9 protein-coding genes are annotated in these 13086 nt (G+C 55.1%); 8 read left to right on the top strand and 1 reads right to left on the bottom strand.

Annotation, left to right across the window (positions count from 1 at the left end):
• Positions 1–126: 126 nt before the first annotated feature.
• The 8 genes from CA54_RS18210 to CA54_RS18175 all read left to right on the top strand — a co-directional run bounded on the left by CA54_RS18210 (position 127) and on the right by CA54_RS18175 (position 10822).
• Positions 127–393: an HNH endonuclease gene (locus CA54_RS18210; RefSeq protein ID WP_197532589.1), complete on the top strand. Its 267-nt coding sequence runs from the start codon at positions 127–129 to the stop codon at positions 391–393.
• A 710-nt stretch (positions 394–1103) separates the two neighbouring features.
• Entirely contained in the window at positions 1104–2135 is a 1032-nt protein-coding gene (locus CA54_RS18200; RefSeq protein ID WP_197532588.1) for an acyltransferase family protein, read from the top strand.
• 99 nt (positions 2136–2234) lie between these two features.
• Positions 2235–3755 (top strand): hypothetical protein, encoded by a 1521-nt coding sequence (locus CA54_RS18195; protein WP_146372439.1) that lies wholly within the window; start codon positions 2235–2237, stop codon positions 3753–3755.
• Positions 3756–4213: 458 nt separating this feature from the next.
• A complete protein-coding gene (locus CA54_RS29450) occupies positions 4214–4378 on the top strand; it encodes a hypothetical protein (protein WP_197532587.1) in 165 nt (54 codons plus the stop codon).
• 45 nt (positions 4379–4423) lie between these two features.
• A complete protein-coding gene (locus tag CA54_RS18190) occupies positions 4424–5743 on the top strand; it encodes a glycosyl hydrolase family 32 (protein ID WP_146372438.1) in 1320 nt (439 codons plus the stop codon).
• Between the two features lie 251 nt (positions 5744–5994).
• Positions 5995–6861 (top strand): carbon-nitrogen hydrolase family protein, encoded by an 867-nt coding sequence (locus CA54_RS18185; RefSeq protein WP_146372437.1) that lies wholly within the window; start codon positions 5995–5997, stop codon positions 6859–6861.
• Between the two features lie 98 nt (positions 6862–6959).
• Entirely contained in the window at positions 6960–8150 is a 1191-nt protein-coding gene (locus CA54_RS18180; protein WP_146372436.1) for a sialidase family protein, read from the top strand.
• A gap of 254 nt (positions 8151–8404) precedes the next feature.
• Positions 8405–10822, top strand: coding sequence for a two-component regulator propeller domain-containing protein (locus CA54_RS18175; RefSeq protein WP_146372435.1), 2418 nt, complete (start codon positions 8405–8407; stop codon positions 10820–10822).
• Positions 10823–11162: 340 nt separating this feature from the next.
• On the opposite strand, the gene CA54_RS18170 is transcribed toward CA54_RS18175, so the two are convergent.
• Positions 11163–12989 carry a PD40 domain-containing protein gene (locus CA54_RS18170; protein WP_146372434.1) on the bottom strand — a complete coding sequence of 609 codons (1827 nt, stop codon included), beginning with the start codon at positions 12987–12989 and terminating at the stop codon, positions 11163–11165.
• Positions 12990–13086: the final 97 nt, after the last annotated feature.

Here is a 13086-nt window from a genome sequence, read left to right as displayed (position 1 = left end):
GGAGTGATGCCAAAACACGTCTCTGGGAGCAAGGCAACAACCGCTTTCGCCGCCACAGCCGCAGTGGATGGATTCGCTGGGCGCACACTGTATCCAACAACCACAACAAGAGGAAAGGAGGCCGATATGCCAACACCCGCGACTGTCACCGCCAAGATGATCATGGAACTGATTGAACGCCAACGTTTCCGCTGTGCTCTCAGCGGACGCGAACTCACTCCAGAGAATGCTTCGCTCGACCACATTGTCCCGCTCTCCCGCGGTGGAACGCACGAGATCAGCAATCTATGGGTCGTCGATCAACAGGTTAACGCGGCAAAAAGCACGTTGACCGTCGAGGAGTTTGTGGCAATGTGCCGTGAGATAACAGTCCGCCACGCCAAGTCACCGTAAGATGTTGCCTCGTAGGTACTTCTGGAAAATTCAACTTTACGAAATGGCCAGCGGGAACAGCCGCCGTATACGCCAGAGTTTGTATTACGAGTCCGATCGCCAGTCGTGCTGGCATTCATTGCAGTGCCACTCTGGATCATCGCCAGTTACTACGCAGCCCCCAAGAACAATTCGTCCCGCGTTCAATTCCCGTTGCAGGTCCTCAGTGTCGTTGGGAAGTCCATAGAGAATCTCGGCCACGTGGTCGGCACCACATTTGGGGCATAACCGGTCGGTGAAAATGTTTTGGTACCCACGTTTGGTTAACACAAAGAGAGAGAATCTCTGAATGACCGGCACGGGCGTCGCAACTTGAACACAGCGCGCAAAAACACCTCCTTCTGCGAAAAGACACAAATGCGGCGGGGGCGTTCGCAGTCCGGCCGATACGTTGAGGCATCGGCCGCAGGAGCGCTAGGCCGAAACAGCCTATCACACATTAAAAGCCGTAACGAATGAGCAACTTGCGAATAAAATCAATCAGACACATAGTCTTCGTCCTCGTCGGGCAAGATTGAGATTGCGATTAAGAGTAAGATTAACGTCCTGTCCTTGAACCAGCGTAGAGGCAATCAGCGGTTGAGAAACTCAGCATGACAACACAACAAAAACTTCTCACGACTCCGCAGCGATTGATGTCCCTCGACGCATTGCGCGGGTTTGACATGTTCTTGATCGCTGGCGCAGAGAATATGACTCGCCTTTCGGCGGAATATACTGACTGGGAGTTTTTGAAGAGAATCGAGACCGAATTCCATCATCCCCAATGGAACGGATTCACATTCTTCGATTTGATATTCCCGCTCTTCATGTTTCTTGCAGGCGTGTCGTTTACGTTCTCGCTCAACAAGCGGATCGAACGGGGCGAGGGGTTATGGACCTTGCATGTTCACGTTTTCACGCGAGGATGCTCGTTGATTTTGCTGGGGGCCATCTGCAACGGCCTGTTGTCTCTCGAATTCGATAACGTCATCTATTGCAGCGTGCTCGGTCGTATCGGCTTAGGTTACATGGTTGGTGCGCTTCTGGCGATGCATATCAAGAACTGGGCAGGGCGCCTGGTTTGCTGTGCTTCCATCTTGCTCGGGTATTGGGCAGTGATGACGCTGATTCCCGTGCCAGGGTATGGAGCAGGCGATTTGACACCGGGACATACTCTGGCCAGTTACATCGACCGCATGTTTATGCCAGGGCGATTATACGCGACGGATCGCGACCCCAACGGTCTCTTGGCAACAATTCCATCCGTGGTGAATGTATTGGCCGGAATCATGACAGGCGATCTGATTCGGAAAACTGACAGGTCGGGCTATGAAAAAGTGGGGATCATGTTCCTGATCGGAATCGTGTCCTGGCTGATCGGTCAGTCTTGGGACAGCCAATTCCCGATCAACAAAAATCTGTGGTCCAGTTCTTTCGTAATGGTGACGATCGGCTGGAGTCTGATGTCCCTTGCTTTGTTCTACTTGATCATCGATGTCTGGAAAATCCGAGCCTGGGCATTCGTGTTTGTTGTCATTGGAATGAATCCCTTGCTCATCTACGTCGCTCAACAATTCATAGCCTTCCGAGACATCGCCCATTTGTTACTACATGACGAGCAAAGTAAGCTACATCCGCTGTTCATTGAAGTCATCATGTTTTCGATGAAGTGGGGGATTCTTTACTATCTCTACCGCAAGCGAATATTCTGGCGTGTCTAGAAAAATACCGGTCGTCGATTATTGAAGAGCTTGTCAATTGTGGAGTGTTTGAAAGACGAGGCGTATTCGAACCAATCTGTGCTGACAATGGACCGAATCATGCAAATGGCAAACTGGATCTCAAAGGTTCTGTGGGGCGGTGCCGCGGTCGTTATGATCGTGTCACAGATGTCCGTATTGGCTGCGGCGGATGATGAGAAGGCCTTCCAAGTGCCGTCGGGCGAGCGGCAGCTGTTCCTTGACGATGTCGGCATCGCAAAGATCGATAACCTCAAACGCACGATGCACCGGCCGGCCAAGCGTGGAGCGGTCATCATTCCGGACCAAAAGTGGGAGACCACGCTGCAAACCCGCTGCGCGCCGGTTTGGGATGAAGAACGGGGCGTGTACAAAATCTGGATGATCACCTCCACGAACATTCCCGGCTTAGCAGGGACGACTTACGCGGAAAGCAAGGACGGCCTGCGTTGGACCAAGCCTGTGCTGGGGCAGATGAACATCAAAGGTTCGCTGGAGAACAATTTCATCTCCGTCGTTCCCGGCCATGCGTGGCCCGAAAACGGCATTGAAAATGTTGTCTATGATCCCGATGACCCCGATCACAACCGACGCTTCAAAGGTTTTTACGGAGTTATCAACCGCAAGCCGATGGTCAGCGCCGATGGTATCCGCTGGAAGCTTTTGGACGCAGCCGTGCTTCCTTCATCAGATGAATCCAACCTTAGCTACGACCGTGAGCACAAGACGTTCATCGCTACGCTAAAGCGGGGCGGGCCGTTTGGCCGTTCGCATGGTATCTGGACCAGCCAAGATTTCACGAATTGGAAAGACACCGGCGTGCTGTTCCATGCCGACGAATTCGATCAGCAACGCGGCCGAGAAAACATCAAGGCTCGCCGGGCTGACCCCAAGCTTCAAATCCAGGGGCCCCTGTGGGACATTCACGACTCATACAAAGGCCATATCGCGGAACACAAAGTGGATGTGTACAACATAGGGTTGTTTCGCTATGAAGGCCTCTACATCGGAACCCCGGCCATGTTCCACTCCAATGACAATCGCTGGAACAAAGACGGCTTCCACCTAATCCAACTCGTGTGCAGTCGAGATCTCAAGACGTTCAAACGACTTGGCAACCGCAAGACGTTTATCGGGCCATCACCGATTGGCAAAAGCGCCTACGATCTGACGCAACTCATTGGACCGAGTTCCCCGGTGATTCGCGGCGACGAGTTGTGGTTCTATTACACGGGAATCCAATACCGTGCCCAGCCGAAAGACGTCGAACGCAACGCTGGTGCGATTTGCTTGGCCGTGCTACGCCGGGATGGGTTCATCTCGCTGGATTCAGGTGATACCGAAGGCATGATCCAGACGGAACCCTTCGAGCCGACCGGCTCCAAGCTTTTCGTCAACCTTGACGCACGGCAGGGCGAGCTTCGTGTGGATGTGTTGGATGGAGCCGGCAATGTCGTCGCCCAATCAGAGCCGCTCAGCGGCGATCTGATGCGTGAGCGGGTGACGTGGGCCGACGGAAACATCGCCAAGCTGAAGGCCCAAAGTGTGAGCCTGCGATTCAGGCTCCGCAACACGCAGTTCTATTCGTATTGGCTGGAATGAGGGGCCCATCTCCAAACACCATGGGAGCGTCTAAGGTTGGTCTCGGCGAAGCAGCATCGGCCAATCAATGTTCAGAGCGGCGATTGACTCGTGGAAGGTATCAACTACTTATACATGCAAAATGCGGGATTCTGAGCAAATGAGCCATTTTTGATTTACGTCGAGCAACTGCTGCGGGTCGTTGTCCCGAACCGCCATGCGTTGTCCGTACACGTGACTAAACGAATGGAAATGAAATGACCTGCCGAAAGTCTTTGTTGACACGAGCTGTGACGCTTTGGATCTGCTCAACGCTTTTTTGTATAGCGGCTGTCTTTTGCGTCACTTCTGGATATGCGGGTGATCCAAAATCCACATCCGCGCGGCCTGCCGCCAGAAACGGTAGGACTCTGTACAACGGAATTCGCCTGACATCCCCCTGGCCCCCGGAGTTTCGTGAACTCACTCGCAATGAACCGATGAGCGTGCCCTATCTGGAGACTCCTCCGGACGTGATTCCCATTCATCTGGGACGGCAGTTATTCATCGATGATTTTCTGATTGAGACAACGACGTTGAAGAGAACGTATCACAAAGCAAAGTATCACCCCGCTAGTCCAGTGCTCGTACCGGATCAACCTTAGGAACAGGGATCGGCTCCGGGTACCAGTGAAGGGGGGCCAACGGCAATGCCTTTCAGTGATGGAGTCTGGTACGACCCGCAGGACAAGCTTTTCAAAATGTGGTACATGGGCGGGTACCTTCTCAACCGGTGTTACGCCACCTCCCACGATGGAATTCGCTGGGAAAAGCCGAACTTGGACGTGGTGCCGGGGACGAATATCGTTTCCCCGGGAGTCGGTGATACCACGACTGTCTGGCTGGACCTCGACGAGAAAAACTCGAAAAAGCGATTCAAAATTTGGCGAGAAGAACAAGGCAAATCGGGATGGGGCATCTTCGATTCAGCAGACGGAATTCACTGGGGTGTTGAAATCGCACGGACGGGACCTGCTGCCAGCCCGACCACCTTCTTCTACAATCCCTTCCGCAACGTCTGGGTACATAGTGTGAGGTCCAGCCACCCTTCGATTGGACGTTATCGCCGCTACTGGGAGACCCAGGATCCCACTGTCGATATCGATTGGAAGCACTTCACTCGGCCAATGGTCGGGCCAAAAGTGGAAAAAGACCCGATGAGGTTGCCTCTCTGGATCTGTGCCGACAAGTGTGACACGAGCTATCCCGGGCTAAATTTTCGGCCGGAACTCTACAATCTCGACGCAGTAGCCTACGAAAGCGTGATGCTTGGCATGTTTAGCATGTTGCGAGGGCCGAGAAACGGGCGAGGACACGATGGTCGTCCAAAGATCAAAGAGCTTGTGGTTGGTTTTAGCCGGGACGGATTTCACTGGCATCGCCCCTACCGCGAGCCGATTATTGGAATCTCCAAGGAGATAAGTGCCTGGAATGCCGGCAACATTCAATCCGCGGGTGGCTGTTGCCTTGTCGTCGGGGACGAACTCTACATCTACGTGAGCGGTCGCAGGCTTTTCGCCGGGAACCATCAATTCTGCAGCACCGGGCTGGCAACTATCCGTCGAGACGGTTTTGCCTCGATGGATGCCGGTGAGGCGGAAGGCGTGCTGACCACGCGCCCCATTCGATTCAAAGGTAAATATTTGTTTGTCAACGTGGCCGCCGCCGACGAGTTACGAGTCGAAGTTCTCGATCGAGCGGGAAAGGTCATTCCATCATTTTCCAAAGATCGTTGTCGACCGGTCGTTGCGGATAAAACGCTGCAGGCAGTTCGTTGGCAAGGAGTAGACGACCTGTCGGCGCTGACTAAAACAAATGAGCCGGTGAGGTTTCGTTTCCACTTGAAGAACGGGCAGTTGTACTCGTTCTGGGTTTCACCTGATCGATCCGGCGCAAGTCATGGCTACGTTGCCGCCGGCGGCCCAGGGTTCACAAGTTCCATTGATACGGTCGGGCGGTCGGAGAAGTGACTATTGCCCGGATTTAGATCCGGGTCTCATGAAACCTGTTCCCAGCAGTGCTTAAGACCCGAGAAGCTAAGCTCTGCTCGGAAACTGCATGACGACGTGATCTGTTCCCACGGAGGTATACGTCCCGTAAATAGGACATCCCGGCTAAACCCTATCGCCATTTCCCCAATCAGGATACGATCATTGTTTCAACCTCAATCAATCATTCGGTAGCGTCGGAATCACTTCGCATATTTTGGGAGGAGATCCTTATGAAGCGGGTATTTATTGTCTTTGGTTTGACGGTAGCAGCGAGCATCATCCTCGGTCCCGTGGCTCTCAAGATCGTGCATGCAGAACCGGCCAAGCAATTGCGGGTGGCGACTGCTCAATTGCCCGTCACGCGTGATGTCTCCGCCAATGCAGCTGCGATACACCGTGCCTTGGACATCGCCATCGACGAAGGTGCGGAAATTTTGCTCACGCCCGAAGGTTCCTTGAGCGGTTATACGCCGAAATTTGACCAAGTGGCGGTCGACGAGCAACTTGAGAAGATCCTCAAACGGACGCGCGAAGCCAAAATCGCCCTGGCGTTGGGAACCTGTTTTGTTGAACCGGACGACCACAAGGTCTACAACGAAATCCGCTTCTATGACGAACATGGAAAACTTCTGGGATTTCATACCAAGACCTTGCTCTGCAGTTCACTCACGAAACCTTATAAGGGTGAGATCAACGATTACGGCACCCGCCCACTGCGGACGTTCGAGATCAAGGGGGTTCGAGTGGGCGGATTGATCTGCAACGACATGTGGGGAAATCCTCAATGCACCTCCATGCCTGATCCACATCTCAGTCAAAAACTTTCAGAGAAGGGTGCAGAAATTATCTTTGTGGCCATCAATGGCGGGCGGGATGGGAAATCCTGGTCCAAGGAAGTCTATTGGCCTTACCACGAAAACAACATGCGGATGCGGGCCTCTGCTGGTAAGGTCTGGGTTGTCAGTGCAGACAATTGTGCCCCGACGACCATCCCTTGCTCTGCTCCCTCGGGAGTGATTCAACCCGATGGGAACTGGGCTGCGCAGGCAAAAAACATTGGCGAACAGGTGGTCGTGTACACCATCAATTTGAACTGAAATCACATCTGGAATTCTCCAAGACGGGTGAAATGATTCGTTCCCGACAGTTGACCTCACCGCATTCGAACACAAGATGCCGTAAAGGAAACTGTTCCATGAAATGGCTGGTTCTGATCCCTCTTTTTATTACTGTTTTTGAGACGAATGTTGTTCTTTCCGCCGAGCCGACTTTCCACACTGCGCCGATTTTTCCCGCGCAAGGGAAACACACTCATGGAAGCAGCCTGGTCGAGTGTCCCAACGGCGACTTGTTGGCGTGTTGGTATCACGGTTCTGGGGAGCGCAATGCGAACGACGTCGTAATTCAAGGGGCGCGACTCAAGCGTGATACAAGGGCTTGGAGTGAGCCTTTTCTGATGGCTGACACACCCAACTTGCCGGATTGCAATCCCGTATTGTTCGTTGATCGCCAAAAGCGTTTGTGGTTGTTCTGGGTTGTCGTCCGCGCCAATCGCTGGGAGCGGTCAATCCTCAAGTATCGAGTGGCTCACGATTACGCAGGAAATGGCGCACCAAACTGGTCGTGGCAAGACATAATCATCCTCAAGCCAGGCAAGAATTTCGCGGAGAATCTGAGAAAAGGCTTTCGGGAGCTGCAGGTGGATGATGGAGTCTGGGGGGAATACGCACTACCGTTTCAGAAGTTGATCGTGGCGGCCGCTGAGGATCCCGTGAAACGACAGGTCGGTTGGATGACGCGTATTCATCCAGTTCAACTACCAAGTGGGCGTATCTTGGTCCCGCTTTATTCTGATGGCTTCGTCCAGTGTCTGATGGCTGTTTCCGATGACGATGGAAAGACGTGGAATGCGAGTCGCCCCATCGTGGGACTGGGGGCGAGCCAGCCGACGATCGTCCAGTTGAAATCCGGACAGTTGAAGACGTTTCACCGCGACGACGGAGCGCTGCCCAAGCGTGCGCAGTCGAGCACCTCTGATGATGGCGGTTTGACCTGGTCTGTTGCGCGCGACACCGACATCCCCAACCCTGGGTCAAGTTTGGAAGTGATTGTGTTGACCGACGGACGGTGGGCCATGGCCTTCAACGATACCGAACGTGGTCGGCATCGCTTCGCCGTTGCAGTTTCGGACGATGAAGGGCAGACCTGGAAATGGAAAAGGCACATTGAGCGCGCGAGACGGGGAGAGGGTGGCTTTTCCTACCCGTCTCTCATTCAGGCTAGCGATGGACATTTGCACGTGACCTATTCGCACAAGCGCACCGGCGAAGGAGCTACAATTCAACATGCGGCCTTCAATGTTGAGTGGGTCACGAAAGCGAAATGACCTCCCCCGTCTTGCGACGAGGCATTGGCAAAGCATAAAGGTGATCTCTACCTTTCCAGCGGCGACTAATCGGCAGAGGAGAATCGCAGGAGTGAAAAGCTCTATGCGAATGGACGTTAGTTTTTCGATAGACGATCGTTGCGACTCGATCGATCATTCCACAGCGCATCGGGCGAGTTCCGAGAAAACAACCGGAAGCTCAGGAATTCACAACATCGTCGACAACATCCAGGAATTGGGAGACGCCAGGAATCATGCACGACAACAGAACACGACCGATCTTCAAGCGACGTGATGATCAACGGCAGACTCGCTTCCCTCTGCTGAGTGTGGCCACCTGCTTGATCGTCACGACAACTATCGCCGTCACCAGCCATGCGGGGCACAACGGCAACAAGGGTTTGGGGGGCGTCAAGTCCGGTCGGTTTCTTAATGACGAACGTCAGTTCTTCACGACGGATGACGGTCTTCCCTCCGATGTGGTCAGCAGCATTGCCGTCACGACAGACGGCACGGTTTGGGCAGGAACCGAAGCAGGATTGGCCCAGTTCTCTGGTGATCGCTTCGAGCCAATCGCAGCCGCCTTCCAGGCAGTGACCCATCTCACCGCCTGGGGTGGTGGAGTCGTTTTCCTCATGGGTGATTCCATCATGAGTTACAAAGACGGTGATCTCGCGACAGTCATCAGCCTGCCTCCCGGTTGGAAAGACGACGTTGAGGTGACTTGCCTCGGGGGGGGGAAGAGTCTGTTGCTGGGCACAACGCGGGGGCTCTACTTCCGAGACGGGACAGAAATCAAGCGATTTGGACGTTTCCGTGATATTGCAACAGATGAGTCACAGGTATTCGCAATTGCTGTCAACAATCACGGAGATCTGGTGCTGGGCACATCGACCGGATTGTTTGAACGGAAACGGCAAGAGAGCTGGGAGAGACTGCATCCTGGAGCCGGAAGCTACAGTTGGGCTCCCATCAATGTGCGTGGCGTCGCTTATGACGATCAGGGACGACTCTGGTTTGCCTGCCCGCAAGGAATGGGCGTGCGGACGGGTGGCGAATGGCAACTGTTCACGGGAGTCGAAGGGCTGCCGTATGACGACTTCACTTCGCTGGCGACCGGCAAGACGGAAACGTGGTTGGGAACGACGATTGGAGCAATTCGCTATCACGAAGGGGAATGGTCTTATCGTCGGGGACTTCGCTGGGTTCCCGATGACGTCATCCGTGACATTGCGGTTTCCGCCAATGGGGATACGTGGTTTGCAACCGCGAAGGGGGTGGGGCGCATTCAACAGCAAGTGACTTCCCTGGCCGAGAAGGCTCGCTTCTTCGAGGACGAGATCGACAAATATCACCGTCGGACTCCGTTTGGATTCGTGATGTCGGTAGGCCTGGACGAACCGGGGGACAAGTCGCACATCAAGCCGCACGATAGTGACAACGATGGCCTATGGACTTCCATGTACGGGGCGGGTGAGTGTTTTGCGTATGCCGCGACGAAGGACCCTCTCGCCAAACAGCGTGCCACCAAGGCCATGTTGGCGATGAAGTTCCTCAGCGACGTCACACAAGGAGGAGAACATCCCGCACCTCATGGCTTCCCCGCAAGAACGGTGCTGCCGATTGAGGGACGGAACCCCAACGATCACGACAACCGAGAACGGGACGTCGCCAAGCAGCGCGACGAAGATCCCTTGTGGAAAGTCATCGAGCCACGATGGCCGGTGAGCGCGGACGGAAAGTGGTACTGGAAGACCGACACCAGTTCCGACGAATTGGACGGGCACTATTTCCTCTACGGGCTGTACTACGATCTGGTCGCCGAGAACGAGGAGGAGAAAGCGATGGTCCGCGAGGTCGTGGCCCGCGTCACCGATCATTTGATCGACCACGACTTTCAGCTGGTCGATCACGACGGAAAGCCGACACGATGGGGGCGATTTAGCCCCAAGGAGTTGAATCGTGACCTGAATTTCTCGACCGGACTGCGTGGGATAAACTCTTTGAGCATGCTGTCATTCCTCAAAGTTGCCGTACATGTGACAGGCGATAACAAATATCAGCAGGCGTACCAGACGCTGGTGAAAGAGCATCTCTACGCCACCAACACGCTGCTCGCCAAACGCCAAATGGGAATTGGGACCGGCAATCAATCCGACGACGAAATGGCCTTCATGTCGTATTACGGACTGATCAACTATGAAGATGATCCTGAGCTGCGGATGCACTACCTAATTTCGCTCATGCCGTACTGGAAGCTCGTTGAAGCGGAACGCAACCCGTTGTTCAACTACATTTTCGCCTCCTGTTTCGACACGATTGAGTCAGGGACGTATCGACGAAAGGCACCGAAGTCGGCTCTGGAGGAGGCTCTGTTCACCTTACGGAGATACCCCCGCGACCGCGTGGGTTGGGGCTTTCGGAACAGCCATCGCAAAGACATTGTCCCCTTGGAGGGAGGCTGGTACGAGATGTGGTGGAAGAAGTGGGGGCAGAAGAAGGGCCTGCTTCGTTCGGGCTACACGGTACCGATCGACGAGCATTTCTTGGAATTCTGGAACAAGGACGTGTGGTCACTCGACGAAGCCGGAGACGGAAAAACGCTATGCGACGGCGCTTCGTTCCTGCTGCCCTACTACATGGGGCTGTATCACGGCTTTATTGTCGAATAGCGCCAGGCAACCGTGGATGCGGACCAACGCGAACCTGATTGTTCGTGATCGTAAAGGCAAAGTATTCAGACGACCTTCAAGCTCTTTGACAACTGAGACTTTGGCAAGCTGGATTGTCTGAATCTTGGCCTGGCTTTGATCCGGGAACAGATTGATCGACGAGCGTTGTGGACTAAAATGCGAGGCAACTCCAGCTGATTGCGAACCGTCAGCGTGGCCTCATCACAGAGCTTGAACTGTTGGGCACTCGCTTCAAGCAGCGCGGCGGTAGTAATATCTCAAGATCGAGCGGTCCAAAAACAATGATGAACGGAGGGCGAGACCGGAATCCAACGCCACGCTACTTCGAAGTCTGTCCAGGAATGACCCTCGATTGGGGAACGATCGGGGCGACATCTGCCCATGTAGCGCCTATGCGGATCTCATCAATACCCAATCCAAGGCCCTTGAGAGAGATCTGATCTCCCATGGTGTTCACCTCAACGACGGTCGGGACGCCAATGTCCTTACCGCTTACCGACCATGTTCCCGCAGCGGCCCAATTGGGGTCGCTCAGATCGGGGTTCACGGCGACCGTAACCGTCTCCGTGCCTCCCGCGACGTTGTCGATCTTGATGCCGAGAAACACGGGCGTGCCGTAGGGTACGGCCGGGCCGTACACAGTCTCACTGCTGCTGCCGTCGATATCTGCCAGGCTGGCCCTCATCGCAGCGCTGGCTGCATTCGCACCCGCACTTAAGTTCAACCCACCCGCACCACTGCCTTTGAGGATCAGGTTGCCTAAGTTCTGCCAGAGAACCGACGCGTAGATGGTCTGCGTCACTCCGAACAGCTCCGTGGTTGCCGCGTTGAGTGGCCTTTGGTTCCCGCAACGGGCCGGCCCACCGTCCGTCCTGTTGCCGCGAGTGACAAGAGTCTTGGCATTCTTATCCGTGTATGCATAACTGCCAGAAGGCACGTTCAAACTAGCATGATCATCCGGATGGGCCACCCAACGGCCCTGTCCATTCAGGTTGGACCTGCCCGCAGTGTAATCAAAACCTTCGTAGAACGTAGGTGCTGCGACCAGCAGCGATACCGGCTTCCAGATGCCGCCTGCCGAGAGCGTGTTCCTGACGCGGACGACAACGTGATTGGGCTGCCCCTCGTTGTACCTGTCAGTGATTTCCACGCTCACCGGCCGGTCCCACATGGACGTGCCCGCGGCGAGGTTATCTCCGATGTAACTGCCGTTGATCCAGAACGTGTAGTTCTCATCCACCGCGCCGAAGTGCAGCCAGACCTTCTTTCCTTGTGCGGGCGGAATGATCAAATCAACTGCGTACCAGCCGTCACCGATGTAGTGCGGGTCTTCTTTCGTTCCTAAGGCTTTGTCCCAGAAGTCGTGAGTCGAGATAGCGGTCCAAGGAGACTTCTTCATTGACTGTTCGAACCACTTCTCCGTCTCTCCAATCTTGTCCGGATCGGTGCGGAACATCCAGAATTCCGGGGCCCGGGCAAGGAGATCCGTTCCCGTCGGCAGTTTCTGCGCCGGGACGGCCTCTTGGGTCTCCTGCGGTCCGCCGTCCGGGTTCAGCGGGATTGGCTCGTTCTTGATGCCCATCGGGCTGAGGGTATGGTCCAGTCGTGTCGCTTCGCCGCCCGCCACAGGAACGGTGTAGAAGAAGTCGTACCCGCTGGGGTCCATGTTCGAGCGGAAGGCAACTGTCTGGCCGTCCGGAGACCACGAGAGATCTTTGAAGGTTCGCAGGATGAAGGGGTCCGAGGCATCGCCGCCCAGATACCAGCCGCCGATCAGTTGGTGGCCGCGCAACTCGCCGCCGGGATGCGGCTTGAGCGGCGGCGCCGTTACGAGCTCATCGAGGCCGGCACCGTCCGTGCGCACGACGAAGCATCCCGAGCCGACGTCGCGGAGGTGCTTCTCAAACGTCCCGGCGATCCATTGGCCGTCTGGTGACCAGCGAATGCCGCTCACGTTCATGAATCGGCCGGCGCCGGTCAACGCCTTCCCGCGCTCTGGAACCACGGCCCGTGCATTCACCGCAAGTACGTCACGGCGCCCGGAGCCTTGCACGGTGCAGGCGATCGTGTCGCCGTCAGGAGACCAGCAGGGCTCCAGGTCGTTTCCAGCGCGATCTGACCTGCCCCCATGGATGACACCAGTCACATGACTTAGTGTTCAATTGTATCACGGGTTGTTCTGTTCGCCTGCTGGAGCGTAGCGGAAGCCGGCGAACAGAACAGTTTCGTCTCCGGCACCGGGG

It is taken from the genome of Symmachiella macrocystis (genome assembly GCF_007860075.1).
Classification (GTDB): domain Bacteria; phylum Planctomycetota; class Planctomycetia; order Planctomycetales; family Planctomycetaceae; genus Symmachiella; species Symmachiella macrocystis.
Note: the sequence above shows the minus strand (reverse complement) of the source record. Positions and strands in the feature narration are given on the sequence as shown.

Bases quoted from the DNA above. Each gene is read 5' to 3' on its own strand.
- CA54_RS18175 (WP_146372435.1), top strand. From the start codon at position 8,405: ATGCACGACAACAGAACACGACCGATCTTCAAGCGACGTGATGATCAA.
- CA54_RS18210 (WP_197532589.1), top strand. From the start codon at position 127: ATGCCAACACCCGCGACTGTCACCGCCAAGATGATCATGGAACTGATT.
- CA54_RS18180 (WP_146372436.1), top strand. From the start codon at position 6,960: ATGAAATGGCTGGTTCTGATCCCTCTTTTTATTACTGTTTTTGAGACG.
- CA54_RS29450 (WP_197532587.1), top strand. From the start codon at position 4,214: ATGAGCGTGCCCTATCTGGAGACTCCTCCGGACGTGATTCCCATTCAT.
- CA54_RS18195 (WP_146372439.1), top strand. From the start codon at position 2,235: ATGCAAATGGCAAACTGGATCTCAAAGGTTCTGTGGGGCGGTGCCGCG.
- CA54_RS18185 (WP_146372437.1), top strand. From the start codon at position 5,995: ATGAAGCGGGTATTTATTGTCTTTGGTTTGACGGTAGCAGCGAGCATC.
- CA54_RS18190 (WP_146372438.1), top strand. From the start codon at position 4,424: ATGCCTTTCAGTGATGGAGTCTGGTACGACCCGCAGGACAAGCTTTTC.